This is a genomic window from Yinghuangia aomiensis (assembly GCF_039542225.1).
Lineage (GTDB): Bacteria > Actinomycetota > Actinomycetes > Streptomycetales > Streptomycetaceae > Yinghuangia > Yinghuangia aomiensis.
This window is the reverse complement of sequence record NZ_BAABHS010000007.1, coordinates 27950-54249: the sequence shown is the minus strand read 5'-3', so window position 1 is coordinate 54249 and position 26300 is coordinate 27950. Positions and strand designations below refer to the sequence as shown.

Here is a 26300-nt window from a genome sequence, read left to right as displayed (position 1 = left end):
GCCCGTCACCGCCGGGTGGCGGTGGGGTGGTTCTACCAGAGCTGGTCGGTGTAGGTGTCCCGGCCGGGGATGGTCGGGATCCACGGAGCGGCGAAGGTCACCGTGCCGATGCCCGAGGCGTTGATCTGGTCGGCCCAGGCGTGGAAGGCGTCCCAGCTGTCGCGGGGGTCGCCGGACAGGAAGTACAGCTGCATGCTGCGGGTGGCCGCGTTCGGGTCGCGCGGGACGAAGGCCGGGGCGTCGTCGGCGAGCGGTTCGGCGGTCCAGGCGGCCACCGACTCGACGGCGGAACCGTCCAGGAACTTGGGCAGGTTCGCGTCGAACCACGCTTCGAGGTCGGACTGCGAGACACCCTCGGCGCGCTGCACGGCCAGCGACACCATGCCCTGGTAGCCGTGGTCGAGGGCCAGCTCCAGCGGGACCGGGTCCTCGTCGCGGTACCAGCGCTTGTCGTGCAGGTACATCGCGGTGTGCGCGTGGATCCGGTTCGGGAATCCGCGGTCGTTGGAGTACAGCCAGTTGACCTGCTCCACGGCCCAGTTGTTCCACTCGGCCCACTGACCGTCGTTGACCCAGTAGATCGCCAGGTACGAACCGGCGTCGATCGCCGGGACGACGTCGCTGTCCGCCGGGAAGCGCAGGTCCTTCAGGTCGCGGGTGGCGACCCAGCGCTTGCCCGCCAGCATGCCGGGGCCGATCATGCAGCCGGCATAGAAGTGGTCGCGCTCGTACCAGCGGTGGTACTCGACCTCGTGCCCCCGCTCCGGGTCGACCGCGGTGAACAGCATCCCGGTCGCGCGGATCGGGTACTCCTTGAAGCCCATGAACGATTCCTTTTCGTGCGAAGGACCTGACACTACGTCAGAAACGACACCGCTGTCAGCACCTGGTGACTTTCCCGGCGCCGGTCTCACCCCGCGCTGTTTCCGCCGCCCGCGGCGGCGTCCCGGAAGCGCGTGGTGCGGTGCACCGGGTCGGTGTCGATCTTGGGGATCACGTGCTCGCCGATCAGCCGGATCGACTCGAGCGCCTCGTCGATCGTCTGCCCCACCGGCAGCCCGAACGTCAGCTGGTCGACGCCGGTGCTCTCCCAGCGCTTGCACTGGCGCAGCACGTCGTCCGGGTCGCCTGCGATGGTCATGCCTTCGGAGAGCATCCAGTCGACGGCGGCCGGGTCCGGGTCGGGTATCAGCTCCGGCCACGCCGGCACCTGCGGCGGGTGCGGGAACGTGTCGTGGTACCGGAACACCAGGCTCTGCAGGTAGGTGTTCGCCGGCCGCATCATCACCTCGCGCGCCCGCTCGCGGTCCTCGAAGCAGATCGCGCTGCTGGTCACCATGATGTTGTCGTTGACGAAGGCGCCGATCGGCTCGGCGTTGGCGATCTCCGTCTTGTACGCCGTGAGCACCGGCTCCAGCTCCTTCGGCGACCCCACCGAGAAGCCCAGCACGCCGAGGCCCTTGCGGGCGGCCATGGCATAGGACGAGGTGTTGCCGGCCGCGTACCACATCGGCGGGTGCGGCTTGGCGAGCGGTTTGGGCAGGATCTTGCGCGGCGGCAGCGACCAGTACTCGCCTTCGAAGCCCTCGTATTCGTCCTGCAGCCACATCTTGGGGAACTCGGCGATCGTCTCTTCCCAGATCGGCCGGGTGCCGCCCATGTCGGTCATGCCCGGGTGGAAGCCGAGGATCTCGTGCGAGCCCGCGCCGCGCCCGGTGCCGAACTCGAACCGGCCACCCGACAGGTGGTCGAGCATCGCGACACGCTCGGCGACCTTCGCCGGGTGGTTGACCTTGGGCAGTGGGTTGAAGATGCCGGACCCCAGGTGGATCCGCTCGGTGGCGTGCGCGAGGTAGCCGAGCACCACGTCGTTGGCGCTGATGTGGCTGTACTCGTCGAGGAAGTGGTGCTCGGTGACCCACACGTACTTGAATCCGGCCGCGTCGGCCGCCTTGACCAGCTCGATCTCGCCCATGATCGCGCGGTGCTCGGCCAGCGGATCGGCCTCCTGCGCGCTCTTGGGGACATAGCCCTGAATAAAGATCCCGAACTCCATTGTTCGTCGTCCCTTCTTCGTGGTGGCTTGCCGGGGTGGAGGACGCCGACGCGGACCGGCCGTGGCGGGCATCGTGAGCATCGACGTCTTGGAAGAGGGCGGGAGAGACGCGGCCGTTCCGGGCTTCACTCGAACGGGAAACGCCGAAACACCGAAGCACCGAAGCGCCGGAACACCGAAGCGCCGGAACACCGGATACGCAGGAAACGCCGGATGCGCAGGAAACGCAAGACACGTGGAAGACGCGGGAGACGCAAGAGACGCGGGGGTCGCAGAAAAACAGGGGCACCACAGACCCCCTCGGCGCGGGGACGACCGCAGCCGCCCCCGCACCCGCGGCCTCAGAGCACGAACACCCCGTCCTCGCGCCGCACCCAGCCGGACGCGGCCAGCGCCCCGCCGTCCACGTGCAGCGTGGTCCCGTTGACGAACCCGGACATGTCGCCCGCGAGGTAGACGATCGGCGCCGCGCAGTCGTCCGGCGTCCCCCAGCCGAGCGGCACCTTGCTGCCGTAGTCCTGCCCGCCGACCGCCTCGGACAGGCCCGCGTCGCCCGGCGTCGGGATCGCGTCCGGCGCCACGCAGTTGACCCGGATCCGGCGCGGCGACAGCTCCAGCGCGAGCGACCGCGTCAGCTGCTCGACGGCCGCCTTCATCGCCGCGTACACCGCGAAGCCGGGCGCCGCGCGGTGCGCCTCGATGCTGGTCACGTTGACGATCGAGCCGCCGTCGTTCATCAGCGGCACGCCGTGCCGGACGACGTGCGTGACGCTGGTGAAGTTCTCGTCGACCAGCGCGGTCTGGCCCTTGCCGCGCACGTCGAGGAACGGCGACCAGAAGCCGCCGCCCGCGTTGTTCACGAGGACGTCGAAGTTGCCCAGCTCACGCTGCGCGTCCGCGAGGAACGCCGCGACGGCGTCCCCGTCGCGCACGTCCAGCGTCCCGACGTGCGCCTTGCGGCCCGCGTCGGCGATGGCCTTCGCGGTCTCGGACTGGTCTTCGCGGTCGCAGATGGCCACGTCCGCGCCGAATCGCGCCAGCGCGGCGGCGGTCGCCGCGCCGATGCCGCGGGCGCCGCCGGTGACGACGGCGACACGGCCGGTGAGCAGGGCGGAGGAAGGATCGAGAACCACGTCGTACCTCTTCTGGCAGGCGGCGGCGCCGCACGGGTGCCGCGGCGCACAGCTCACCATGCCATCTGACGCGGCGTCACTAAAGAGCGATGCGACGCGATTTCGATCGCGTTGCCGACCCCGGGCGCAGCCCGGCGGAAGCACGGGGCGGGCGGAATCCGGGTCTGGATTCCGTCGGCACGCGGCCGTACTGTGACCGCCAGTCAACGGCGGCCTACCGGAGGTTCACACGTGTCACCCGAACGCATGCCCGGACACATCGCCGTCCCGAACCTGATCGGCCTGTACGCCGAGGCCATCGACGACGGGGACTTCGAGAAGGTCGCGGACATCCTCGCCGACGCGGTGGTCACCAGCGAAGGCACCGACCGGGAAACCGTGGGCCGCGCCGCCGTCCTCGCCATGTACGAGGACTGGACGCTCCGCTACGAGGACGGCACGCCGCGCACCAAGCACGTCACCACGAACATCATCCTCGAGGTCGACGAGGACGCCGGCACCGCCGCGGCCCGCTCCTACTTCACGGTCCTGCAGGCCACCACCGGCCTGCCGCTTCAGCCGATCATCACCGGCCGCTACCGCGACACCTTCGTCCGCGTCGACGGCGCGTGGCGCTTCGCGACCCGCCACATGATCACCGAACACCTGGGCGACCTCAGCCACCACCTCAAGATCGCGCTCGGCTGACCGGAATCCCCACCCCGCACCGCTGCACCACCGAACCGACCCGAAAGGACGTCCCATGGGCAAGCTCGACGGACGCGTCATCCTCATCTCCGGCGCGGCCCGCGGCCAAGGCGAGGCCGAAGCCCGCCTGTTCGTCGCCGAAGGCGCGTCCGTCGTGCTCGGCGACGTCCTCGACGACGAAGGCGCCGCAGTCGCGAAGGACCTCGGCGACGCCGCCCGCTACGTCCACCTCGACGTCACCAAGGAAGCCGACTGGACGGCTGCCGTCGCCGAGGCCAACGCGGCCTTCGGCAAGCTCGACGGCCTGATCAACAACGCCGGCATCCTGCAGTTCGGCGCCATCGTGGACACCTCGCTCGACGACTACATGAAGATCGTCAACGTCAACCAGGTCGGCGTCTTCCTCGGCATGCGCGCCGCCATCCCGTCCCTCGTGGCCGCGGGCGGCGGCACGATCGTCAACACGTCCTCGACGAACGGCCTCCAGGGCGTCGCCGGCATGATCGGCTACACCGCCACCAAGTTCGCGGTCCGCGGCATGACCAAGGCCGCCGCCCTCGAACTCGGCCACTCCGGCATCCGCGTCAACTCGATCCACCCCGGCGGCATCGACACCCCGATGGTCCGCCCGGACAACGTCGAAGGCCTCGTCGCCGACGACACCAGCTCCGGCGACATCTACGCCGCTCTCCCCGCCGGCCGCGTCGGCCAACCCGAAGAGGTCGCCAAACTCGCCCTCTTCCTCTCCTGCGCCGACTCCTCCTACTCCACCGGCTCGGAGTTCGTCATCGACGGGGGGATGACGGCGGGCCCGACCTGGGCGTGAGCGCCACTCTTTCAGCGCGCCGCCCGACGACGGGTACCCGGCCGGACCTCCGCGATCCGGCCGGACATCCGTCACGGCAACCCGTACGGCGGCGCGAGGCGATCGGATGACCGCCCGGACAGCCGGAAGAGGTAACGATTCCGCGGCCACGTGCCCGGATCTCCCGTATTTCTCCCGCCACTTGAGTGTTGCTCTGCCACCATGATCACTCCAACCGGATGGGGGGATCATGAAGCGCATAGCGCGACTCGGTTCCGCGCTGGCGGCGTTGGTCGTGGGGACCACGCTGCTCGGAGCCTGCAACGACGACTCGCCGAAAACGACCGCGAAGACACCCAACGCGGCCGCGATGGACTGCACCGACCCGAACATCCCGATGGGCGAATGGCGCAAACGCTGCGACACCGAAAGCGGCGAAGCGTCCCCGACGGCGAAGGACAGCGCCGCACCTCGCTCCTCGGCTCCGGCGTCGGACGCCACCGCCGCACCGGGCGCCGGCAGCACCACCGCCCAGGTCGGCGACACCATCAGCCTCACCGGATTCGAAGGCGTGAAGCTCGACGCGACCGTGGTCAAGGTGGTCGACCCCGCGACACCGGAGAACGAGTACATGAAGCCCAAGGCCGGAACGCGCCTGGTGGCCGTGCAATGGCGGATCGCGAACACCGGCACCGTGCCGGTCGACAGCGGCCCCACGAGCGGCTCGAACGTAGTCGACGGCTCCGGGCAGCAGTTCGATGCCTCGTACTACCCGACCTCGGCGGGCCCGGAGTTCCCCAGCGGCGTGAAGATCCCGCCGGGCGAATCCCGCCTCGGCTTCGTGACCTACGAGGTTCCGGACGACTCGAAGGTCGTGAAGATCCAGTTCGCTGCGAACTCCGGCTACGCCAAGCAGACCGGCCAATGGGCGGTGTCCTGAGCGGGGCGAGGTGAGGGCCGGCCCGGGGGCCGCCGTCCGCTGGTCGAGCGCATGAACGTCCTGCTCGGCGTCCGTTCGCAGCTCACGAGGGAGACGGCCGAGAATTACCTGGTACCTCGGCCGTGTGGCGGCGCGGTTCCGGACGCCTGATCTCCGCCGCCGGAGTCCGGCGCGCGGAACACGTGCGGCCTCGGCCGACCGCTGCGCATCCCGCGCGCCGGTGGTGCGTCAGGCGCCTGCCGCCTCCGCCGCCAAGCTCGTCTCGCCCTCCCACGTCGACAGCCCCAGGTGCTCCCGGATCTCCGCCGGGGGCTCCCAGAAGGCGCGGACCGAGTCGACGAGGCCTTCGTCGTTGACGCGCCAGAGTTCGATGCTGTCGACCCAGGCGGGCTTGCCGGCGACGGAGCCGTGGTTGCGCATGTAGACCTGGGCTTCGCGGCCGCAGGCGATGACGAGGACGGGTTCGAGGGTCCAGACCTTGTCGGCGGTGAACGACTTGTCCCACGCCTGGACGGACATCACGTCGCGGCCCACGGCGGCGACGGTGCCGGGCGGGTCTTCGTAGCGGACGTCGTCGGCGAGGATCTTCAGCCAGGAGTCCTTGTCCTGGTTGTTCCAATGGCGGACATGGGCGTGCACGGCTTCGCGTGCCGCCGCGGCGAGGTCCTTCGGGGCATCTGTCATCCCGTCAGATCTAGCCGCGGCGGCGTGAAGTATCAAGAACCATCGGGACCGATCGCGTCGGCTCCCTACTCCGGCGCGTTCTCGCCGGGACGGGTCTCCCGGCGTCGTCCCGACACCGCCCCGGCCGCGTCCGCGACCGCCAGCGCCGTACCGGCCACGGCCGAGCCGCCCGCCAGAGCGGCGATGAACATACGAGTCCGCGGGAGTTCGTGCCAGTGCTGCCGCGTGGCCAGGGTGTCGCCGACGTCCGCGGCGGCGGAGGCCAACGCCCACAGCGGGAACCCGCGGCCCGACAACGCCGCCACCACGGTGCCCGCGCCCAGGGCGACGTCGCGCGCCCCGAGGGCCTTGGCGAACACCGTCCCGCCCGTGGTGAACGCGTCCTCGCCGATCCACGGCCGCGACACCGACGGCGGCCTGGTGATCGCCATCACCCCGAGCAGCGCCCGCGCCGCACCCCATCCGGCGCCGGCGGAACGGACGGTCTTGCGCCAGTCACGAGACATTCGCGGACTCCTTCACAGCGGACGATTCCCTGCCCTTACCCACGCACAAAGGCGCCGCACGCCCCCCTTCGCCAAGGGGGGCGCACGGCGCCTCCGTCACAGCACCGACGACCTGCCGCACCTATGCCTTACCGCGGCACGACGCCACGGCACCGCGGCACGGCTCACGCCACCGACGCGACGCCCGGCTCCAGGAACCGCTTCCCGGTCGCCTTCTCCGCGATGCCCTCGCGGTCCAGGTACGGCGTGATGCCGCCCAGGTGGAACGGCCAGCCCGCGCCGGTGATCATGCACAGGTCGATGTCCTGCGCGGCTTGCACGACGCCCTCGTCGATCATCAGCCGGATCTCGGTCGCCAGCGTCGCCAGCGCCCGCGCGCGGACCTCGTCCGCGGTGGACGGCGACGAGCCGACCTCCATCAGCGCGGTCACCTCAGGGTCGACCTCGGGCGCGCCCGACGCCCACGTGAGGAACGACCGCTTGCCGGCCTTCACCACGCGCGCCAGGTTCTCCGACACGCCGAACCGGTCCGGGAACGCCCCGTGCAGCGTCTCGGCGACATGCGCGGCGATGGCCGGGCCCACGAGTTCGAGCAGCACCATCGGCGACATCGGCAGCCCGAGCGGAGCGAGCGCCTTGTCGGCGACCTCGATCGGCGTGCCCTCGTCGACCGCCGCGAGCACTTCGCCGAGGAACCGCGTCAGGATCCGGTTGACCACGAACGCCGGGGCGTCCTTGACCAGTACCGCCGTCTTCTTCAGCTGCTTGGCGACCGCGAACGCGGTGGCCAGCGACGCGTCGTCGGTCTGCTCGGCGCGCACGACCTCCAGCAGCGGCAGCACCGCGACCGGGTTGAAGAAGTGGAAGCCGACGACCCGCTCGGGGTGCGCGAGCTTCGACGCCATGTCGGTGATCGACAGCGACGACGTGTTGGTCGCCAGCACGCACTCGGCCGACACGACCGCCTCGACCTCGGCGAACACCTGCTGCTTGACCGACAGCTCCTCGAACACCGCCTCGATGACGAAGTCCGCGTCGGCGAACGCGTCCTTCGTCAGCGACCCGGTGACGAGCGCCTTGTAGCGGTTGGCGGAATCCCGGCTCATCCGCTTCTTCGCGAGCAGCTTGTCGATCTCGGCGTGCACGTAGCCGACACCCTTGTCCACGCGCTCCTGGTCGATGTCGGTCATCACGACCGGCACCCCCAGACGCCGCGCGAACAACAGCGCCAGCTGCGACGCCATCAGGCCCGCGCCGACCACGCCGACCTTGGTCACCGGACGGGCCAGCGACCGGTCCGGCGCCCCGGCGGGCCGCTTGGCGCGCTTCTGGATGAGATCGAACGCGTACAGCCCGGCGCGGAGTTCGTCGCTCATGATCAGGTCCGCGAGGGCCTCGTCCTCGAGCGCGAAGCCGGCGTCGACGTCGCCGCTGCGGGCCGCGTCGATGATCGCCAGCGCGCGGTACGGCGCCGGCGACGCGCCCGCGACCTTCATGTCCGCGATGAACGTGCCGGTCTCGACGGCCTTGTCCCAGCCCTCGCCGCGGTCGAACTCGGCGCGCTCGACGGTGACGTCGCCGCGCACGACCTTCGCCGCCCAGCGCAGCGACTCGGCCAGGAAGTCGGCCGGCTCCAGGAGCACGTCGGCGATGCCGAGTTCGAACGCCTTCGGGCCGTTGAGCTGCTTGTTCTGGTTGAGCGCGTTCTCCAGGATCACCGTCACGGCCTTGTCCGGGCCGATCAGGTTCGGCAGCAGCGTGCAGCCGCCCCAGCCCGGCACCAGGCCGAGGAAGCACTCCGGCAGCGACAGCGCGGGCACCGCCGACGAGATCGTGCGGTAGTCGCACGCCAGGCCGATCTCCACGCCGCCGCCCATCGCGGCACCGTTGTAGAAGGCGAACGTCGGCACCGGAAGGTTGCGGATCCGGCGGAACGCGTCGTGCCCGGCACGGCCGATGGCCAGCGCCTGCTCGCGGTTCCGGATGACGCCGACGCCCTTGAGGTCGGCGCCGACCGCGAAGATGAACGGCTTGCCGGTCACACCCGCGGCGGCGATCTCGCCCGCGGCGGCGAGCGCCTCCACCTGGTCGAGCGCCGCGCCGAGTTCGGCGAGGCCCGCCGGGCCGAACGTGGTCGGCTTGGTGTGGTCGAACCCGTTGTCCATCGAGATCAGCGCGAACTTGCCCGCGCCGTCGGGGAGGTCGAGGACCCGCACCGGGAAGTGGGTGACGAGTTCGTCCGGGAAGATCTCCTGGGCGAGCTGCTTGAGGTCCGTCACTTGTCGCCCTCCCAGTGGGGGTTTTCCCAGATGACCGTTCCGCCCATGCCGAGGCCGATGCACATCGAGGTCAGGCCGTAGCGGACCTCGGGGTGCTCCTCGAACTGGCGCGCGAGCTGGATCATCAGGCGCACGCCGGAAGAGGCGAGGGGGTGGCCGAACGCGATCGCGCCGCCGTACTTGTTGACCCGCGGGTCGTCGTCGGCGATGCCGTAGTGGTCGAGGAGCGACAGCACCTGTACGGCGAACGCCTCGTTGACCTCGAACAGGCCGATGTCGTCGATGGTCAGCCCGGCGCGCTCCAGCGCCTTCTCGGTGGCCGGGACCGGGCCGATGCCCATGACCTCCGGCTCGACGCCCGCGAACGCGTACTGCACGAGGCGCATCTTGACCGGCAGGCCGAGGGCGCGCGCGGCGTCCTCGGACGCGACGATCGCGGCGGTCGCACCGTCGTTGAGGCCCGCGGCGTTGCCCGCGGTGACCCGGCCGCGGACCCGGAACGGGGTCTTGAGCGCGGCGAGGTCGGCCATCGTGGTGCCCGGGCGCGGCGGCTCGTCCTCGGTCGCGAGGCCCCAGCCCTTCTCCTGCGAGCGGGTCGCGACCGGCACCAGGTCGGACTGGATCTTGCCGTCGGCGTACGCCTTCGCGGCCTTCTCCTGGCTGCCGACCGCGAACGCGTCGGCGCGCTCCTTGGTCAGCTGCGGGAAGCGGTCGTGGATGTTCTCCGCCGTCGAGCCCATGACGAGCGCGGACGGGTCGACCAGCTTCTCCGCGATGATCCGCGGGTTCGGGTCGACACCCTCGCCCATCGGGTGCCGGCCCATGTGCTCGACGCCGCCCGCGATCGCGATGTCCAGCGCCCCGAGCGCGATGCCGCCCGCGACGTTGGTCACCGCGGTCATCGCGCCCGCGCACATGCGGTCGACGGAGTATCCGGGCACGGACTTCGGCAGGCCGGACAGCAGCGCGGCGGTACGGCCGAGCGTCAGCCCCTGGTCGCCGATCTGCGTGGTCGCCGCGATCGCGACCTCGTCCACCTTCGCGCCGGGCAGCTGCGGGTTGCGGCGCAGCAACTCGCGGATGCACGCGATGACCAGGTCGTCCGCGCGGGTCTCGTGGTAGATGCCCTTGGGGCCGGCCTTGCCGAAGGGGGTTCGGACACCGTCGACGAAGACGACGTCCCTGGGGTGACGAGACACAGTGGCAGCACTCCTCGTGGAAGGGTTACGCGCCCATGCTACTCGCCGGTAACCAGATCGCCTAGGGGGCTGTTACCGGCGGTACCCGGCTGCTCCGGCGGTATGCCTCCCGGCGGCTCGACTCAGCCTTTGGGAGCCTTGAACGTGAAATCCGTCAGGTGCTGGTCGGTCGCCATGACGTCCGGCTTGCTCGAGGACGTGCCGACCTTCGGAGGGATCCACACCAGTTCGACCGCGGTGTTCGTGGCCGTGTAGCTGGTCACCGCGAAGTCGGGTCCGGTAACGGCCTGGAACGAACTCTCGCGCCAGCGGATCACCGAGCCCTTCCCGGCGCCGGTGGTCCAGTGGTTGTCACGGACGCACGCGACGATCGCCCCGCCGTCGCCGTAGCGCCACACCGGGCCGAAGTCCCCGGACCGGGCCTGGCGGGTCACCGTCGTCTCGAACCCGTCCTTCCGGTCGGCGGCGAGCTGACGCGCCGTGTTCGCCTCCATCGCCGCCACGTTCGGGCCCCAGCCGAACGTCTTCGACGGTGTCGCGTCGGCGGACTGCGCGCACACCGCCGCGGGATCGGCGCTCAGGCCGTCGGCCGACGCCACGGTCAGGGCCGCGCCCGAGGCGTCCTCGTCGACTCCGAGGAACCGTTTCCCGTCGACGTCTTCCACGAGATAGGTGAACAGCGCCAGCTTCCACACCGGGTCCTCGGCGGAGGAGCGGAACACGAAGACCGGCCGGTCGGTGCCGATGCGTTCGACCACCATGAACCAGCGGTCGCCGTTCGCCGACGGCGCCGTGCGGTACACCAGCGGGTCCCGCACCAGCGGGTCCCGCACCGGCGGGAGCTTCGGCTCCGCGCGGTACTCGGCCTTCTCCGTCTTCCAATTCGCCTTGAGGATCGACAGCATCGGCTCGGCGACGTACTTGCCCGCCTCTGCTTCGTCGAAGCCTCCGTCCGCGGCCGTCGGAGCCAACCGCACCGCGCGGGCGATCCGGAGGGCCTCGTCGTCGGCGGGAGCGAGCGCCGGCTTGGCGGCGGACCCGGAAGGGGCGGGGGCGGCCGAGCCGCTCGCGGAGGGCGTCGCCGATGCCGTGCCGCGCGTCGCCTCGACGGCCTTGCCTGCCACGCCCGAGCCGCACCCGGCCACTGCCGCCAGCGCCGTCGCGGCCGCCGCGACGGCCAGCAGCCGACGCGACGCCGCGCGCGCGGAAAATCTCGGTGAAACCCCCACCACAACCTCCGGAGACGTCCGTCCCCGGAGGACCGGCGGACAGGAACCGAGGCGGCGCGGGCGGTGGGCGGCGTATACACGTCGGGCCGGGTCGCGGCGCCGCCGTGACGAGCGCCACGGATCGTCCCATACGGCGTCCGGTTGGTTGTTGACGGGGTGTCACAACACACACCCCGCACCTTGCTCTTTCTTTACCGCCCACTGGTGACTGCTCGGGGGCCGACTGGCACAATGCAGCGAAGCCTTGGCTTACTTAGCCTCACCTAACACCCATGGGACTTCCGGTGTGGATGTCCCCGAACGTCCCCACCGGAGTGTCCATGCCAGCCGCCCGCCGTACGCTCGCCGCCATAGCCGGCACCGCCCTCCTCGGCATCCCGGCGCTCGCCGCCTGCAGCAGCGACAGCGGCGGGGACGCCATCAAGGTGACGGCCACCGACAAGAAGTGCGAGGTCGGCAAGACCGACTGGACCGCCGGCAAGAACACCCTCAAGGTCTCCAACAAGGGCGGCTCGGTCACCGAGGTCTACGTCTACGCCCAGGGCGACCGCATCATCACCGAACGCGAGAACATCGGCCCCGGCCTCACCGTCGAGATCCACTTCGACATCAAGCCCGGCGAGTACCAGGTCGCCTGCAAGCCCGGCCAGAAGGGCGACGGCATCCGGCAGGACATCAAGGTCGCCGGCGCCACCTCCGAGAAGCCCATGGACCCGCGCCTGTCGAAGGCCGTCGCGGACTACCGCGCCTACGTCCAGGGCCAGGTCGACCAGTCGCTCCCCGTCCTCGAGCAGTTCGTCGCCGCGGTCAAGGCCGGCGACACCGCCAAGGCCAAGGAGCTGTATGCCAAGTCCCGCATCGGCTGGGAAACCATGGAGCCCGTCGCGGAGAGCTTCGGCGACCTCGACCCGAAGATGGACGCCCGCGAGGCCGACCTCCAGGCCGGCGAGGAATTCACCGGCTGGCACCGCCTCGAGAAGACGCTGTGGACCACCGGCCAGCTCACCGCCGACGACACCAAGTACGCGGACCAGCTCCTCGCCGACTACAAGGACCTCCAGGCCAAGGTCGGCACCGCCGAGATCACCCCGACCTCGATGGCCAACGGCGCCAAGGAACTCCTCGACGAGGTCGCCACCGGCAAGGTCACCGGCGAGGAAGAGGCGTTCAGCCACACCGACCTCGTCGACTTCGCCGGCAACGTCGCGGGCGCGCAGAAGGCGTACGAACTCCTCAAGCCGTACGTCCTGGAGAAGGACGCCGGCCTCGGCGCCACCCTCGACGGCGAGTTCGCCGACATCCGGAAGGTCCTCGACAAGTACAAGCAGGGCGAGGGCTACGTCTCCTACGACACCGTCAACGACCAGCAGCGCAAGGAGCTGTCGGACGCGGTCAACTCGCTCGCCGAGCCGCTGTCCAAGCTCGCCGGCGCGGTCGCGCAGTAACCGCTTCAGCCGACCGCTCCGCCTCGCCGACCGGGGCCGTACGTGCGCCTCGCGCCCGTGCGGCCCCGTCCCGCGCGGCGGTCCGACACCCCGAGGGGAGTACCCGATGACCGAGAAGCCGGACGTACCGGAGCAGGACGAGGCCGCCGCCGCGCCTTCGGACGACGACAGCGGTGCCGCGGTGGCCGAGACCGGCGCGCGCCGCGGGGTCAGCCGCCGCGCGCTCATCGGCTGGACCGGCGGCGCGCTCGCCGTGGGCGCGGGCGCGGCCGGGGGCGTGGCCGCCGCGGTGGGGGGCGGCACCGAGACCGTCGCGAACTCGACCGTCACGTCGGTGCCGTTCGAGGGACCGCACCAGGCCGGGATCGTGACGCCGGTTCAGGACCGGCTGCACTTCGTCACGTTCGACGTGCTGACCGACGACCGGGCGAAGCTGGTCCGGCTGCTGCAGCAGTGGACGGCCGCGGCCCGGGCGATGACGCAGGGGCAGCCGGTGGGCAAGGGCGCCGTCGACGGGATCCCGGAGGCGCCGCCGGACGACACCGGCGAGGCGCTGGGGCTGCCGCCGGCGAACCTGACGCTGACCATCGGCTTCGGGCCGACGCTGTTCGTGAAGGACAACAAGGACCGGTTCGGCATCGCGGCGAAGCGGCCGGTGGCGCTGGCGGACCTTCCGCCGTTCCCGGCGGACAACCTCGACCCGAACCGGTCGGGCGGCGACATCTGCGTGCAGGCGTGCGCGGACGACCCGCAGGTCGCCGTGCACGCGATCCGGAACCTGGCGCGCATCGGGTTCGGGACGGTCGCGGTGCGGTGGTCCCAGCTCGGGTTCGGCAAGACGTCGTCGACGACGCCGGACGCGCAGACGCCGCGGAACCTCTTCGGGTTCAAGGACGGCACGCGGAACATCGCGAGCGACGAGACCTCGCGGCAGGACGAGTTCGTGTGGGCCGACGGCTCCGACTGGATGGCCGGCGGGTCGTACCTGGTCGCCCGGCGGATCCGCATGCACATCGAGACGTGGGACCGCACCGGGCTGGGGGAGCAGGAGACGGTCATCGGGCGGACCAAGGGCGAGGGTGCGCCGATGGGGGCCGTCAAGGAGCACGACCCGGTGCCGCTGAAGGTTCTCGACGAGCGCTCGCACGTGCGGCTGTCGCACCCGGACTCCAACGACGGGATCACGATCCTGCGGCGCGGATATTCGTTCGTGGACGGGTCCGACGGTCTGGGCCGGCTCGATGCGGGGCTGTTCTTCCTGGCTTACCAGCGGGACCCGCGGCGCGGCTTCATTCCGCTCCAGCAGAAGCTGGCCTCGCAGGACCGGCTGAACGAGTACATCCAGCACGTCGGATCGGCGATCTTCGCCTGCCCGCCCGGGGTGCGCGGAGCGGACGACTACTGGGGCAAGGGACTGTTCGCCTGAGCCCAGGCGGACCGAAACGCGGTGGGGCGGGACTTCCTCGGAAGTCCCGCCCCACCGCGTTTCCCGCTGTATGTCTCGCCGTGTTCCGCCTGCGTCCGGCGTCCGGCGTCAGGCCTTCGCGGCCTCCGCGGTCGTGTCCACGGCCGCCTGGGGCGCGCTGCTCTTCGCCTTCGGCTTGTGGAACAGGAACACCGCCATCACCGGCACCAGGTAGGCCGCCCACACGACCACCTGGGTGACCGTCGGGTCCGGCTGGAAGTTGAAGATGCCCTTGAGCATGGTGCCGTACCAGCTGTCCGGCGGGATGGTGTCCGAGATGTCGAACGCCTTGTCGTTGATGCCGGGCAGGAAGTCGGCCTCCTGCAGGTCGTGAACGCCGTACGCGAGCACACCGGCCGCGACGACGATCAGCGCGCCGCCCGTCCACGTGAAGAACTTGGCGAGGTTGATCTTGACCGCGCCCTTGTAGAAGAAGAACGCCAGCACCACCGCGGACAGCAGTCCGAGGATCACGCCGATCAGCGGGTCAGTCCCGTCGCCCGTCGACCGCACGGCCGTCCACACGAAGAGGGCCGTCTCCAAGCCCTCGCGCCCCACCGACAGGAACGCGGTCAGCACCAGCGCCCCCGTGCCCATCGCCAGCGCCGCGTCGAGCTTGCCGTGCAGGTCGGCCTTGAGGTGCCGCGCGGTGCGGCGCATCCAGAAGACCATCCACGTCACCAGGCAGACCGCGACGATCGACAGCGACCCGCCGAACAGCTCTTGGTCCTCGAAGGTCATCTCCGCCGAGGTGAACTCGAGCATCGCGCCGAAGCCGAAGCTCAGCAGCACCGCCACCGCGACGCCCGCCCACACCGGCGGAAGCCGGTCGCCGCGCCCGGTCTTGACGAGGTACGCCACCAGGATGCTGACGACCAAGGCGGCTTCCAGACCTTCGCGCAGGCCTATCAGGTAGTTGGCGAACACCGGGTCTCCTCGCGTGCGCGTGCGCGAACGGCGGGTCGGGCCGCCGAAACGGCAGCAGAGGGCAGGATTCAGGCGAGCCTGAGGATTTAGGCAAGCCTTACCAAATCACCTGCGCGGAGGCCGCGTCAACGTGCGAGAGGTCACCGAAGCCGGGCATGACAAGACCTTTACCGAGCCGGACCCGACCAACGGTTCGGCGCGCGCCACCCCGGCCGAAACGGGCCCCCGCGGACCCGCCCGACCGCGTCGGCTCAGCCCGCCGTGCCGCCGTTCCCCTGATGCGCGGCGATCCGCAGGAACGCCCCCGACAGCGCGTGCGCCGTCAGGTGGATCTGCCAGGCCCGGGCCCCCTGCGCGCGCAGCACCTCGGCGACCGCGTCGGCCGACGGGGCCGGCGGCGGCGACCAGGCGAGGCGGCGCACCGAGTCCGGCGCCAGCAGGTTCTCCGTCGGCACACCGTGCTCGTCGGCGATGGCCGCGACCGCGGTACGCGCCGCGGTCAGGCGTTCGGCGGCGGCCGGGTCCTTGTCGCCCCAGGCGCGCGCCGGCGGCGGGCCCTCGTGGGGAAGCGTGGACGGCGGAAGCTCGTCGTCCGGCACCGCCCGCCCGGCTTCGATCGCGGACAGCCAGGCCTGCGCCTGGCGGCGGCTGTCCCGGCCGGTGAAGCCGGGCAGCGCGAGCAGCGCCGCGGACGACGCGGGGCCCGCAAGGGCGGCTTCGACGATCGCGGAGTCGGGGATGACCCGGCCCGGCGAGACGTCCTTGGTGCGGGCGATCCGGTCCCGCGCCTCCCACAGCGCCCGGACGATCGCCAGCTGGCGGCGGCGCCGGACCCGGTGCAGGCCGGACGTGCGGCGCCACGGGTCGACGCGCGGTGCCGGCGGGGGAGCGGCGGCGATCGCCGAGAACTCCTCCAGCGCCCACCCGAGCTTGCCCTGCTCGTCGAGGACCTTCTCGATCTCGTCGCGCAGTTCGACGAGCACCTCGACGTCGAGTGCCGCGTACCGCAGCCACGGCTCGGGGAGCGGGCGCGTCGACCAGTCGACGGCCGAGTGCCCCTTCTCGAGCGAGTAGCCCAGCACGGTCTCGACCATTGCGCCGAGGCCCACGCGCGGGTACGCGGCGAGCCGTCCGGCCAGTTCGGTGTCGAAGATCCGGGTGGGCACCATGCCGACCTCGGCCAGGCACGGCAGGTCCTGGGAGGCGGCGTGCAGTACCCACTCGGCGTCGGCGATCGCGGTCCCCAGCTCGGACAGGTCGGGACAGGCGATCGGGTCGATCAGTGCCGAGCCGGCTCCCGCGCGGCGCAGCTGGATCAGGTAGGCGCGCTGGCCGTACCGGTAGCCCGACGCCCGTTCGGCGTCCACGGCCACGGGACCGTCGCCCGAGGCGAAGGCTGCGACCGTCCCGGCGAGGGCCTCCGGATCCGCCACGACCGGCGGGATGCCCTCACGGGGTGCCAGCAAAGGGACCGGCGCCGGCTGTTCGGAAAGGGAAGGGAAGGCGTCGGTCACGTTTACAAAATACGCCGAAACCCCGGCGGCCGATGACGCCGCCCGCCGAACCATTCGGCAATTTGTCCGTTTTATTGGGTCTTCGGGGGTAGCGGTTCCGGGATTCCCACCGCAGAGAGCCCCTCCGGCGACCAGTTCGGCATCCGATGGCGTCGAAATCGTCACCTGGGCGGCGCCGAGAACGCCGTCCGAAGACCTGTCCCACCCCCGCAACGCACCGCGCCCCGGCCGAATCGGCCGGGGCGCGGATGGGCTGCCGCCCGGGGAGCGGCAGTGGAGCCGGTTCAGCTGATGATGCCCGCCCGCAGCGCGAGCGCCACCATTCCCGCACGGTCGCCGGTGCCCATTTTGCGGGCGATGCGCGCCAGGTGGCTCTTCACGGTCAGCGCCGACAGGCCCATGGCCTGGCCGATCGCCTTGTTCGACCGGCCCTCCGCGACCAGTCGCAGAACCTCGATCTCGCGTGCGGACAGCTCGCGGCAGCCCGACGTGGGATCGGTTCCGTTGTGGTCGGGGCGCATCCGCCCCGCGGGCGACATGCCCGCCATACCGTTGATGCCCGCCTGCCGAGCGTGTCCCGGAGTCAATCCCGCCCGCGCACCGGTCACGACATAGCCCCGGACGCCCGCGGCCAGCGCGGATCGTACGGCACCGATGTCGTCGGCGGCGGAGAGCGCCAGACCGTTCGGCCAGCCGCAGGCCCGCATCTCAGTGAGCAGGGCCAGGCCGGAACCGTCGGGCAGGTGCACGTCGGCGATGCACAGATCGCGCGGCGTGCCGGCTCGGGATCGAGCTTCGGCGATGGTCGACGTCCCGACGACGTCGCGCACCCCGAGGGCCCACAAGTGGCGGATGACGGAGTCGCGGACCCGGGGGTCGGCAACGACGACCATCGCCGTGGGCTTGGACGAACGGTAGGCGAGCAGGTTTGCGGGGTGATCGAGAAGTACCGACACCGGGCCTCCTGCGCAGTGATCGCGATTCCCGAGAAGCGGTATCGGTGCTGCTCCATCGGGGTGGTCACTGTCTCCTTCGGCAGATCCGCGCTCGGCCTTTAGAAGAAGATCCAGATCCGTTTGCCCCAATTTGCCGCAGCAGAGTGTGCGATCGGAGGCGCAGTGCCGCCACAAGCCCGCAACGCGGCGGTTGTCGGCCTTCTGGGGCCCGCACGGGGTGTCCTCGGCCGGCGCCACCGGATTAACCCGATCGAGTGGCCGGTGACGGCGGAGCCCCGCGGGGGGCGGCGTAAGGTACGCCCGCCCTGCCCGCCGCGCAGGATGCGCGGCTCAACGGTCGCGCTGCCCCGAACGCGACGGCATCGGCACCACGCCGTCCCCGCCCGCCGGCAACGGCGGCAGCCCCGCACACGTGCACAGCAGATCCAGCCAGGCCGCCATATGCCGGGCCGGATCCCCGTCGACCGGCGTCCACGACGCGCGGACCTCGATCTCCGTCCGCGCGATCTGGCCTTCCAACCCGCCGAAACCCTGCGACGTGGCCCGGGTCACCGTGCCGCTCGGCGCCGTGTAGCGCGCGCCATGCAGATGCAGCGCCTCCGTCAGCCACGTCCAGCCGACCTCCGGCAGCAGCGGATCGGTCGCCATCTCCGGCTCCAGCTCGGCCCGCGACAGCGTCACGCAGCGGAACGTGCCCTCCCACGCCTCGTGCCCCGCCGGGTCGTGCAGCAGTACGATCCGGCCGCTCCCCAGCTCGTCGTCGTCCACCACGACGTCCGCGGAGAACGCCGCGGAGAACGGCGCCAGATTGCGCGGCCGCGGCAATTCCTCGATCTCGATCCCGGGACGCAGCACCGCGGCCCGCATCTCCTCCACCGCGCGTCGGAACTCCGCCGGTTCCTCGGTCTCGCCGACTGCTGCTGCCATGCACGGCAGCGTATGTGCGGCACAACCGCCGACCGGGGAGGCGCGCGGACCGGCCGAAAGGAGGAATGCGCGCTCCGCCGTACCGACGAGAGGCAGGCGTTCCGCAAACCCGCCCGGGCCGGTCACCGCCCCCGCACCCGGCCCAGGCGGCAGGCGTGGCCGGACCGCGTCGGCAGGTCTGGGAGGATGGGCCATGTGACTGAAACGCACACCCCGGCCCCGAAGCCGTCCGCCGACGTCCGCGACTCGGCGTTCCTGCGGGCCTGCCGCCGCGAAACCGTCCCCCACACCCCCGTGTGGTTCATGCGTCAGGCCGGCCGGTCGCTGCCCGAGTACCGCAAGGTGCGCGAGGGCATTCCGATGCTCGAATCGTGCATGATCCCGGACCTCATCACCGAGATCACCCTTCAGCCCGTCCGCCGCCACAAGGTCGACGCGGCCATCTACTTCAGCGACATCGTCGTGCCGCTCAAGGCCATCGGCGTCGACCTCGACATCAAGCCCGGTGTCGGCCCCGTCGTCGCCAACCCCATCCGCACCAAGGCCGACCTCGCGCAGCTGCGCGACCTCACGCCCGAGGACGTCCCCTACGTCACCGAAGCGGTACGCCAGCTGACCGCCGAACTCGGCGGCACGCCGCTCATCGGCTTCGCCGGTGCCCCGTTCACCCTGGCGAGCTACCTCGTCGAGGGCGGGCCTTCGAAGAACCACGAGTTCACGAAGGCCATGATGTACGGCGAACCGACGCTGTGGGCCGAACTCCTCGACCGGCTCGCCGAGATCACCGCGCAGTTCCTCCGCGTGCAGATCGAGGCGGGCGCGTCCGCGATCCAGCTGTTCGACTCGTGGGCGGGCGCACTGCCGCTGCAGGACTACCGCGCGTCCGTCATGCCGGCCAGCGCCAAGGTCCTCGACGCCGTCGCCGGCTACGGGGTGCCGCGCATCCACTTCGGCGTCGGCACCGGCGAACTCCTCGGCGCCATGGGCGAGGTCGGTGCCGACGTGGTCGGCGTCGACTGGCGCGTGCCGCTCGACGAAGCCGTCCGGCGCATCGGCCCCGGCAAGGCCGTGCAGGGCAACCTCGACCCGGCGCTCCTGTTCACGCCCCTCGAAACGCTGCGCGCCAAGGCCGACGAGGTCCTCACCGCAGGGCGGGCCGCCGAAGGCCACATCTTCAACCTCGGCCACGGCGTCATGCCCAACACCGACCCGGAACGGCTCACCGCACTCGTCGAATACGTGCACGAGGCGTCGGCACGCTGACGACCCCTTCTCGCGCGCGGGGCGGGCGGCGTACGGGGCGCCCCCGCCCGGCGTGAGAGGGTGGGCTTATGCGTTCGACCCCCCGCGACACTTCCGGGTCCGCACTCCCGCGCCACGTCGCCGTCGTCGGCGGCGGCATCGCCGGGCTCGCCGCCGCGCACGCGCTGTGCCGCGACGGCGGCGGCCGCATCCGCGTCACCGTCCTGGAAGGCGCCGCCCGGCTCGGCGGCAAGCTGTCCGCGACGAGCATCGCCGGGGTCCCGGTCGACGAAGGCGCCGAATCGATGCTCGCGCGACGCCCCGAAGGCCTCCGCCTCGCCCGCGAAGTCGGCCTCGGCGCGGAACTCCAGCCGCCCACCACCGCCAAAGCCGCGATCTGGACGCGCGGCGCGCTGCGGCCGATGCCGCAGGGCCAGGTCATGGGCGTCCCCGGCGACCTCGCCTCGCTCGCCGCGTCCGGCGTCCTGTCCGCGGCCGGATTGGCCCGCGTCCCGGTCGACCACGCGCTGCCGCCCCACCCCTACGAGGACGACGTCACCGTCGGCGACTACGTCGCCGCCCGCGTCGGCCGCGAAGTCGTCGACCGCCTCGTCGAACCCCTCCTCGGCGGCGTCTACGCCGGCAACTCGCACGCCATCTCCCTCGCCGCCGCCGTCCCGCAGCTCCTGCCGATCGCCCGCGCCGGCGGATCGCTCCTCGCCGGCGTCCGCGACCTCCTCGACAAGGCCCCCCACCCGGCGCAGGCCGGACCGGTGTTCGCGGGCATCGCCGGCGGCATCGGCCGCCTCCCCGGCGCCGTCGCCGACGCCGTCACCGCGAGCGGGCACGGCACCGTCCGCACCGGCGCGACCGTCCGTGAAATCCGCCGCACCCCCGACGGCTGGCAGCTCGTCATCGGCGACACCCGCAGCCCCGAACTCCTCGACGCGGACGCCGTCGTCGTCGCACTCCCGGCCGCACCCGCCGGCCGCCTGCTGGCCCCGCACTCGCACGTCGCCGCCGTCGAACTCGGCTCCATCGAATACGCCGGCATGGCCATCGTCACCCTGGCCTTCCGCCGCGCCGACCTCACCGAAGTCCCGTCCGGCAGCGGATTCCTCGTCCCGCCCGTCGACGGCCGCCGCATCAAGGCGAGCACCTTCGCCAGCAACAAGTGGGGCTGGATCGAAGCCGCCGACCCCGACGTGTTCGTGCTGCGCACCTCGCTCGGCCGGGCCGGCGAAGCCGAAGCGCTGCACCGCGACGACGCCGACCTCGTCGCCGACTCCCTCGCCGACCTCCACGACGCCATCGGCCTGACCGCCGAACCCGCCGACAGCCTCGTCACGCGCTGGGGCGGCGGCCTCCCGCAGTACGCGATCGGCCACCGCGGCCGCGTCGCCTGCGTCCAGGACGCCGTCGAACGCCTGCCCGGCCTCGCCGTGTGCGGCGCCGCGTACGACGGCGTCGGCATCCCCGCCTGCATCGCGAGCGCCGACCGCGCCGCCGCTGCCGTCCGCACGTATTTCGGGATCGACGCGGGCCCCGCGCCGGCCCCTGCCGCCGCGGGCCTGGGCCACTTCGGTCCGGCCGCGGACCAGGGTGAAGGCGCGTCCGTGTGAAGGGAGAGAATCGAGCCATGACAGACGCGACCATGCAGGACCCGGACATCCCGGCGCCGCTCGACGAGCGCACTCCGCCCCGCCGCAAGGCCCGCGACCTCAACGAGGTCATCCGCTACACGATGTGGTCGGTCTTCCGACTGCGCGGCCCGCTGCCGGACGACCGCACGCCGCTCGCCGCCGAGGTCGAGAACCTGTTCGAGCGCCTGCTGGACAAGGACGTCGTGGTGCGCGGCACGTACGACGTCTCGGGCCTGCGCGCCGACGCCGACGTGATGATCTGGTGGCACGCGGAGACCTCCGACGCGCTCCAGGAGGCGTACAACCTGTTCCGCCGCACCGAACTGGGCCGCTCGCTCGAGCCGGTGTGGTCGAACATGGCGCTGCACCGCCCGGCGGAGTTCAACAAGAGCCACATCCCGGCGTTCCTCGCCGAGGAGACGCCGCGGGACTACGTCGCGGTGTACCCGTTCGTGCGCTCGTACGAGTGGTACCTGCTCGAAGACGCCGAGCGCCGGCGGCTGCTCGCCGAGCACGGGCAGATGGCTCGCGGGTACCCGGACGTCCGGGCCAACACGGTGCCGTCGTTCGCGCTCGGCGACTACGAGTGGATCCTGGCGTTCGAGGCCGACGAACTGCACCGCATCGTGGACCTCATGCGGCACCTGCGGGGGTCGGAGACGCGGCGGCACGTGCGGGAAGAGGTGCCGTTCTACACCGGGCGGCGGCGGACCGTCGGGGAGCTGCTGGCGGGACTCGTCTGAGACGGGCTGATTCCGCATGTCGATGGGCCGTTCCCGGTCGGGGGCGGCCCATCGCCATGTCCGAAAACCGCCGGTGTCGAGGTGTGCGCGGCGGCAGCATGGTGGACGTGACATTGCGGAGTGAAGGGATGGGTGCCGTGGACACGGAGACCTTGGTGCAGGACGCGCTGCCGCTCGATGTGGAGACCCCTCGGACCGCGGCGGCGGAGTTCGCCCGGCCGGCGGCGGGGGCGCCGCGGTACACCGTGGTGGGCTCGCCGGTAGGGGAGCTGCTGCTGACCGCGGACGCGGAGGGCGCGCTGACCGGGCTGTTCATGCTGCCGGACGCGAAGTACGTGCCCGAGATCGGCGCGGACTGGCAGCGGGACGCGGGACCGTTCGGGGAGGTCGAGCGGCAGTTGGAGGGGTATTTCGCGGGCGAGCTGCGGGAGTTCGCGCTTCCGCTGGCGCCGCGCGGGACCGAGTTCCAGCGCTCGGTGTGGCGTGAGCTGACGCGGATTCCGTACGGGGCGACCACGTCGTATGGGGCGGTGGCGGCGGACCTGGGGTCGCCGACGGCGTCTCGGGCGGTGGGGGCGGCCAACGGACGGAACCCGATTTCGATCGTGGTGCCATGCCACCGGGTGGTGGCGGGGAACGGGGCGTTGACGGGGTATGCCGGGGGGTTGGGGAAGAAGGAGACGTTGTTGGGGCTGGAGCGGGGGATTGCGGTGAGGTGAGGGTGGAGGGGTTATCCACAGGGGGGTGGGTTCGGGTTGGACGGGTGGGGCGTTGGGTGGGGAGAGTTCTTTCGTCGGAGAGATCCGATGGCGGAGGGGGCGGGGGAGGGGCCTTCGACGCTGGACAGACTCCCGGTGATGGTGGGAGGAGGGAGGGCCCTATGAACGGCGTCAGTAATGGGCGTCCGGGTTCCAACCACCCCCGTCCCCACCCCGCCGCCGCGCCCGCCGCCGTTCCCACCAAGTCCTCCGGCGCTCCGTTTGAACCGCGCCCTCCGTTTGAACCGCGCCCTCCGTTTGCACCGCCCCCTCGCCACCCACCCGCATCCCTTCCACGTACGTCGCGAACGCCTCCGCGTCCGCGCGGCTTCCGCCCTCGGCCGGCTTCGGGTGGCTCCGCGCCCACGCGGTGAACTCGCTCGGCCACCGCTGCGGACCCAGGGCCGCGACCAGTCCCGGCATCGCCCGTTCCACCCCGTCGCGCCGCTTCGCGGCCAGCGACAGGACCTGGACCTCGACTCGGCCCGGGTCGAACCCGGCCGGGACCGGGTCGCCCGCAATCAGGGCGCCGAGCAGCTCGGACTGACGTCGGGCGAGTTCTTCGCGATCGGACTCCGAGGCGCCGCTCATCCCCGCACCCCCGCTCCCGCCACCACCCGCCGTATCGCCGCCATTTCCCCCGCCAGCTCGTCCGGCGGCGGGAACGCCCCGTCCCGTTCCAGCAGGACCCCCGGCGGAACCCGCCGCTCGCACAGCATGGCCAGGATCTCCAGGACCGCCGGCGGTACCGCCGCCGCGTGAGTGTCGTGCCACAGCCCGCCCCGGAGTTCGCCTCCGGCGATGTGTACGTAGGCCACCGACTCCAAGGGCAGTTCGGCCAGCGCCCGGGCCGGGTCCGCGCTGTGGTTGACGCGTTCCGTGTGCAGGTTCGCCACGTCGATCAGCAGCGACACCCCGGTGAGCGCGACGAGTTCGGCGAGGAACTCGCCCTCGGTCAGCTCGTTCTCCGGCCACGACAGCAGCGTCGCCGGGTTCTCCAGCGCGAGCGGCACCGGCAGCGCGTCCTGGGCGATCCGTACGTTTTCCGCGATCACCCGCAGCGCCGCACGGGTCCGCGGCACGGGTAGCAGGTGCCCAGCCTCCATGCCGCCCGCGCGCACGAACGCCAGGTGTTCGCTCACCAGCGGCGCGTCCAGCCGTTCCGCGACCGACGCGAGCCGCGCAAGGCGGGCCGCGTCGGGGCGTTCCGCGCCGCCTATGCCGAGCGAGACGCCGTGCGGCACGACCGGAACGCCGCGCTCGCGCATCAGCCTCAAGGAAGCGGGCAGCGCATGCCCGTCGCAGACGTTCTCGGCGATCACCTCGACGAAGCCGACGCCGTCGAGCCGTTCCACCACCAGGTCGATCTCCGGCCGCCAACCGATGCCGACGGCTCCGCGTCCGGTCAGCTCGAACACGACGACCCCGAGGAGCACGACGATCCCGACGAGCAGGAGGACCCGGACGAGCACGAGGACGACGAGCACGACGAAGACGACGAGCACGACGAGGACGAGCACCCCGTCGGCCCCGCGCACGACGTCCCGTGATGGTGCGAACTCGCGCACGACGAGGACCCGCACCACGACGCGGACGACGTGTCCGAGGCGGCGAAGACGGACAGCAAATACGCATTGTCGGACGTCGAGGAGTACGACGACGATGATCGCGAGGACGGCAGGGAGGACGACGTCCGCGAACCCGCTCCCGCCGGCACCCGTGCATGCCGGAACACCTCCAGCAGCTCCGGGTCCGTCAGCACCGCCAGCCCGTGGGACGCGACCCGCCCCAGTCCCGCGCCGCCCGCCGCCGTCGCGTCCAGGCCGTTCTGCAGCTGCCGGCTCGAGCGCAGCCGGAACACGTAGGTGGTGCCGAGCCGGGTCTGCGCCGTCTGCGGCGAGAACGATCCGACGATCAGCAGCACCAGGCAGGTCGCGAAGCCCGCGATGTGGGACAGCAGCACCAGGGCGAACACGCCGCCGCTCTCCGGATCGAGGACGCCCGGCACGAAGATCGACCCCATGCTGAGCAGGGCCGAGAACAGCAGCAGCCACTTCGCGGCCCGGAACGGGTTCCGGCCGCCCGGGCGGCGCATCAGCCCCCAGCCCAGCAGCCGGTCGCCGACCGCCTGGACTTCGGGGCAGCGCGCGGCGAGGTAGCGGACGTCGACCAGCTGCGCGTTGCCGCCGGTCTGTTCGACGGTGCGGAGGACCCCGGCGGCGACCTGGTCGACGCCGGTCCGGCCGGTGGCGGTGACGCGGCCGTCCCGACCGATCAGCACCGCTCCGGTGGCCCGCAGGCCGAGCAGCGCGACGTCGGCGGCACGGGCGGGCCCGCCCGCCAGGAAGGCGGCCTGGTAGAGATCCAGCCGCTCGACGGGCGGCGGCGGAGACGCGGGGCGGCCACGGCGGCGGAGCGCGGTGACGGCGAACGCCACCACGAACACCATCCACGCGATGTAGACGAGGAGTGCGGCATTCGAGTTCATATTTCGTATGTACCGGACGCCGGGCGCCCCCCGTCAACCCAGGAGGCAATTCGATGGAGGTCCCTCGCCGCCCGGCCGGTTCGATGGCCACCCGACGCGCGCCCGAAGCGCACCCGACGCCCGCCCCGGCCCCGCCCCATACCCGCGGAAGGCGGCCCGGCGCCGCTCCAGGGCGCACACGGGGCCGTACGAGCCCGGCCCGCGCCCGCCCCGACAGCTGCCCTCTCAGGCCTCGCCGCCTTCACCCTCCGCCGGCTCCAGCCGCAGGCTGATCGAGTTGATGCAGTACCGCTGGTTGCGTGGCGTGAGGCGCTCGCTGTCGAACACATGTCCGAGGTGCGACCCGCAGTTCCGGCACCGGACCTCGGTGCGGACCATGCCGTACCCGCGGTCCTCGCGGAGTTCCACGCGGTCCTCGTCGACGTAGTCGAACGACGGCCAGCCGCAGTGCGAGTCGAACTTGTCCGCGGACCGGAACAGTTCCGCGCCGCACGCGCGGCACGCGTACACGCCGACCGTCTTGGTGTCGGTGTACTCGCCGGTGAACGCCCGCTCGGTGCCGGCCTCGCGCAGGACGTGGTACTCCTCCGGGGTGAGCGCGGAGAGCCACTCGTCGACGGACTTGACGACGTTGTACTTCGGTGTGTCTGCCATAACTCCATCCAACACGCACG

The 26300-nt window shown here is 71.6% G+C and carries 25 protein-coding genes; 9 read left to right on the top strand and 16 right to left on the bottom strand.

From position 1 onward, the window contains the following. Positions 1 to 32 precede the first annotated feature (32 nt). The 3 genes from ABEA93_RS11310 to ABEA93_RS11300 all read right to left on the bottom strand — a co-directional run bounded on the left by ABEA93_RS11310 (position 33) and on the right by ABEA93_RS11300 (position 3189). Positions 33 to 824 carry a hypothetical protein gene (locus ABEA93_RS11310; protein WP_345675287.1) on the bottom strand — a complete coding sequence of 264 codons (792 nt, stop codon included), beginning with the start codon at positions 822 to 824 and terminating at the stop codon, positions 33 to 35. Positions 825 to 910: 86 nt separating this feature from the next. After that, complete coding sequence (locus tag ABEA93_RS11305; RefSeq protein ID WP_345675286.1) at positions 911 to 2056, bottom strand: LLM class flavin-dependent oxidoreductase; 1146 nt, start codon at positions 2054 to 2056, stop codon at positions 911 to 913. Positions 2057 to 2397: 341 nt separating this feature from the next. Beyond that, the gene (locus ABEA93_RS11300) at positions 2398 to 3189 is read right to left on the bottom strand and encodes an SDR family oxidoreductase (protein WP_345675285.1); all 792 of its coding nucleotides are present in this window, start codon (positions 3187 to 3189) and stop codon (positions 2398 to 2400) included. A gap of 231 nt (positions 3190 to 3420) precedes the next feature. Between ABEA93_RS11300 and ABEA93_RS11295 the strand changes: the two genes are divergently transcribed. From ABEA93_RS11295 to ABEA93_RS11285, 3 genes are all read left to right on the top strand, one after another. Continuing rightward, complete coding sequence (locus ABEA93_RS11295) at positions 3421 to 3876, top strand: nuclear transport factor 2 family protein (protein ID WP_345675284.1); 456 nt, start codon at positions 3421 to 3423, stop codon at positions 3874 to 3876. 55 nt (positions 3877 to 3931) lie between these two features. Then, on the top strand, positions 3932 to 4702 hold the full coding sequence (locus tag ABEA93_RS11290; RefSeq protein ID WP_345675283.1) for an SDR family oxidoreductase: 771 nt from the start codon (positions 3932 to 3934) through the stop codon (positions 4700 to 4702). 229 nt (positions 4703 to 4931) lie between these two features. Beyond that, positions 4932 to 5621: a DUF4352 domain-containing protein gene (locus ABEA93_RS11285; RefSeq protein WP_345675282.1), complete on the top strand. Its 690-nt coding sequence runs from the start codon at positions 4932 to 4934 to the stop codon at positions 5619 to 5621. Positions 5622 to 5849: 228 nt separating this feature from the next. On the opposite strand, the gene ABEA93_RS11280 is transcribed toward ABEA93_RS11285, so the two are convergent. The 5 genes from ABEA93_RS11280 to ABEA93_RS11260 all read right to left on the bottom strand — a co-directional run bounded on the left by ABEA93_RS11280 (position 5850) and on the right by ABEA93_RS11260 (position 11413). Further along, the gene (locus ABEA93_RS11280) at positions 5850 to 6305 is read right to left on the bottom strand and encodes a nuclear transport factor 2 family protein (protein WP_345675281.1); all 456 of its coding nucleotides are present in this window, start codon (positions 6303 to 6305) and stop codon (positions 5850 to 5852) included. Positions 6306 to 6370: 65 nt separating this feature from the next. Continuing rightward, positions 6371 to 6811, bottom strand: coding sequence for a hypothetical protein (locus ABEA93_RS11275; RefSeq protein WP_345675280.1), 441 nt, complete (start codon positions 6809 to 6811; stop codon positions 6371 to 6373). Between the two features lie 164 nt (positions 6812 to 6975). Beyond that, entirely contained in the window at positions 6976 to 9090 is a 2115-nt protein-coding gene (locus ABEA93_RS11270; RefSeq protein ID WP_345675279.1) for a 3-hydroxyacyl-CoA dehydrogenase NAD-binding domain-containing protein, read from the bottom strand. Further along, the gene (locus ABEA93_RS11265) at positions 9087 to 10289 is read right to left on the bottom strand and encodes a thiolase family protein (RefSeq protein ID WP_345675278.1); all 1203 of its coding nucleotides are present in this window, start codon (positions 10287 to 10289) and stop codon (positions 9087 to 9089) included. The genes ABEA93_RS11270 and ABEA93_RS11265 overlap by 4 nt, the downstream gene beginning before the upstream one ends. Before the next feature lie 122 nt (positions 10290 to 10411). Beyond that, positions 10412 to 11413: a DUF8094 domain-containing protein gene (locus tag ABEA93_RS11260; RefSeq protein WP_345675277.1), complete on the bottom strand. Its 1002-nt coding sequence runs from the start codon at positions 11411 to 11413 to the stop codon at positions 10412 to 10414. Between the two features lie 425 nt (positions 11414 to 11838). Here ABEA93_RS11260 and efeO point away from each other — a divergent pair, with 425 nt between their 5' ends. Together efeO and efeB are read left to right on the top strand one after the other, a co-directional pair. Next, positions 11839 to 12963 (top strand): iron uptake system protein EfeO, encoded by a 1125-nt coding sequence (efeO, locus tag ABEA93_RS11255; protein ID WP_345675276.1) that lies wholly within the window; start codon positions 11839 to 11841, stop codon positions 12961 to 12963. A gap of 106 nt (positions 12964 to 13069) precedes the next feature. Beyond that, positions 13070 to 14389, top strand: coding sequence for an iron uptake transporter deferrochelatase/peroxidase subunit (gene efeB, locus ABEA93_RS11250; protein WP_345675275.1), 1320 nt, complete (start codon positions 13070 to 13072; stop codon positions 14387 to 14389). Between the two features lie 108 nt (positions 14390 to 14497). Here the strand turns inward: efeB and efeU are convergent, their stop codons facing one another. The 4 genes from efeU to ABEA93_RS11230 all read right to left on the bottom strand — a co-directional run bounded on the left by efeU (position 14498) and on the right by ABEA93_RS11230 (position 18752). Next, positions 14498 to 15355, bottom strand: coding sequence for an iron uptake transporter permease EfeU (gene efeU / locus ABEA93_RS11245; protein WP_345675274.1), 858 nt, complete (start codon positions 15353 to 15355; stop codon positions 14498 to 14500). A 251-nt stretch (positions 15356 to 15606) separates the two neighbouring features. Beyond that, complete coding sequence (locus ABEA93_RS11240) at positions 15607 to 16923, bottom strand: HRDC domain-containing protein (RefSeq protein WP_345675273.1); 1317 nt, start codon at positions 16921 to 16923, stop codon at positions 15607 to 15609. Between the two features lie 230 nt (positions 16924 to 17153). Then, a complete protein-coding gene (locus ABEA93_RS11235) occupies positions 17154 to 17825 on the bottom strand; it encodes a LuxR C-terminal-related transcriptional regulator (RefSeq protein WP_345675272.1) in 672 nt (223 codons plus the stop codon). Between the two features lie 330 nt (positions 17826 to 18155). Next, positions 18156 to 18752 carry a DUF3000 domain-containing protein gene (locus ABEA93_RS11230; RefSeq protein WP_345675271.1) on the bottom strand — a complete coding sequence of 199 codons (597 nt, stop codon included), beginning with the start codon at positions 18750 to 18752 and terminating at the stop codon, positions 18156 to 18158. A 186-nt stretch (positions 18753 to 18938) separates the two neighbouring features. Here ABEA93_RS11230 and hemE point away from each other — a divergent pair, with 186 nt between their 5' ends. From hemE to ABEA93_RS11210, 4 genes are all read left to right on the top strand, one after another. Continuing rightward, entirely contained in the window at positions 18939 to 20015 is a 1077-nt protein-coding gene (hemE, locus tag ABEA93_RS11225; RefSeq protein ID WP_425584906.1) for a uroporphyrinogen decarboxylase, read from the top strand. 68 nt (positions 20016 to 20083) lie between these two features. Further along, positions 20084 to 21616, top strand: coding sequence for a protoporphyrinogen oxidase (gene hemG, locus ABEA93_RS11220; RefSeq protein ID WP_345675269.1), 1533 nt, complete (start codon positions 20084 to 20086; stop codon positions 21614 to 21616). Between the two features lie 32 nt (positions 21617 to 21648). After that, positions 21649 to 22380 (top strand): hydrogen peroxide-dependent heme synthase, encoded by a 732-nt coding sequence (gene hemQ / locus ABEA93_RS11215; protein ID WP_345675515.1) that lies wholly within the window; start codon positions 21649 to 21651, stop codon positions 22378 to 22380. Between the two features lie 179 nt (positions 22381 to 22559). Beyond that, positions 22560 to 23099 carry a methylated-DNA--[protein]-cysteine S-methyltransferase gene (locus ABEA93_RS11210; RefSeq protein ID WP_345675514.1) on the top strand — a complete coding sequence of 180 codons (540 nt, stop codon included), beginning with the start codon at positions 22560 to 22562 and terminating at the stop codon, positions 23097 to 23099. Positions 23100 to 23270: 171 nt separating this feature from the next. Here the strand turns inward: ABEA93_RS11210 and ABEA93_RS11205 are convergent, their stop codons facing one another. From ABEA93_RS11205 to msrB, 4 genes are all read right to left on the bottom strand, one after another. Beyond that, the gene (locus tag ABEA93_RS11205; protein WP_345675268.1) at positions 23271 to 23729 is read right to left on the bottom strand and encodes an SCO6045 C-terminal-like domain-containing protein; all 459 of its coding nucleotides are present in this window, start codon (positions 23727 to 23729) and stop codon (positions 23271 to 23273) included. After that, on the bottom strand, positions 23726 to 24658 hold the full coding sequence (locus ABEA93_RS11200) for an MbnB/TglH/ChrH family RiPP precursor modification enzyme (protein ID WP_345675267.1): 933 nt from the start codon (positions 24656 to 24658) through the stop codon (positions 23726 to 23728). The genes ABEA93_RS11205 and ABEA93_RS11200 overlap by 4 nt, the downstream gene beginning before the upstream one ends. Further along, on the bottom strand, positions 24544 to 25626 hold the full coding sequence (locus ABEA93_RS11195; protein WP_345675266.1) for a TIGR04222 domain-containing membrane protein: 1083 nt from the start codon (positions 25624 to 25626) through the stop codon (positions 24544 to 24546). The genes ABEA93_RS11200 and ABEA93_RS11195 overlap by 115 nt, the downstream gene beginning before the upstream one ends. A 225-nt stretch (positions 25627 to 25851) precedes the next feature. Further along, entirely contained in the window at positions 25852 to 26280 is a 429-nt protein-coding gene (msrB, locus tag ABEA93_RS11190; RefSeq protein ID WP_345675265.1) for a peptide-methionine (R)-S-oxide reductase MsrB, read from the bottom strand. Positions 26281 to 26300: the final 20 nt, after the last annotated feature.

Excerpts from the sequence above, each read along its gene's own strand:
- ABEA93_RS11275 (WP_345675280.1), bottom strand. The coding sequence starts at position 6,811 with ATGTCTCGTGACTGGCGCAAGACCGTCCGTTCCGCCGGCGCCGGATGG.
- ABEA93_RS11240 (WP_345675273.1), bottom strand. The coding sequence starts at position 16,923 with ATGGTTCGGCGGGCGGCGTCATCGGCCGCCGGGGTTTCGGCGTATTTT.
- msrB (WP_345675265.1), bottom strand. The coding sequence starts at position 26,280 with ATGGCAGACACACCGAAGTACAACGTCGTCAAGTCCGTCGACGAGTGG.
- ABEA93_RS11285 (WP_345675282.1), top strand. The coding sequence starts at position 4,932 with ATGAAGCGCATAGCGCGACTCGGTTCCGCGCTGGCGGCGTTGGTCGTG.
- hemQ (WP_345675515.1), top strand. The coding sequence starts at position 21,649 with ATGCAGGACCCGGACATCCCGGCGCCGCTCGACGAGCGCACTCCGCCC.
- ABEA93_RS11290 (WP_345675283.1), top strand. The coding sequence starts at position 3,932 with ATGGGCAAGCTCGACGGACGCGTCATCCTCATCTCCGGCGCGGCCCGC.
- efeO (WP_345675276.1), top strand. The coding sequence starts at position 11,839 with ATGCCAGCCGCCCGCCGTACGCTCGCCGCCATAGCCGGCACCGCCCTC.
- ABEA93_RS11195 (WP_345675266.1), bottom strand. The coding sequence starts at position 25,626 with ATGAACTCGAATGCCGCACTCCTCGTCTACATCGCGTGGATGGTGTTC.
- hemE (WP_425584906.1), top strand. The coding sequence starts at position 18,939 with ATGGGCCATGTGACTGAAACGCACACCCCGGCCCCGAAGCCGTCCGCC.
- ABEA93_RS11310 (WP_345675287.1), bottom strand. The coding sequence starts at position 824 with ATGGGCTTCAAGGAGTACCCGATCCGCGCGACCGGGATGCTGTTCACC.
- ABEA93_RS11280 (WP_345675281.1), bottom strand. The coding sequence starts at position 6,305 with ATGACAGATGCCCCGAAGGACCTCGCCGCGGCGGCACGCGAAGCCGTG.
- hemG (WP_345675269.1), top strand. The coding sequence starts at position 20,084 with ATGCGTTCGACCCCCCGCGACACTTCCGGGTCCGCACTCCCGCGCCAC.
- ABEA93_RS11305 (WP_345675286.1), bottom strand. The coding sequence starts at position 2,056 with ATGGAGTTCGGGATCTTTATTCAGGGCTATGTCCCCAAGAGCGCGCAG.
- ABEA93_RS11205 (WP_345675268.1), bottom strand. The coding sequence starts at position 23,729 with ATGAGCGGCGCCTCGGAGTCCGATCGCGAAGAACTCGCCCGACGTCAG.
- efeB (WP_345675275.1), top strand. The coding sequence starts at position 13,070 with ATGACCGAGAAGCCGGACGTACCGGAGCAGGACGAGGCCGCCGCCGCG.
- ABEA93_RS11230 (WP_345675271.1), bottom strand. The coding sequence starts at position 18,752 with ATGGCAGCAGCAGTCGGCGAGACCGAGGAACCGGCGGAGTTCCGACGC.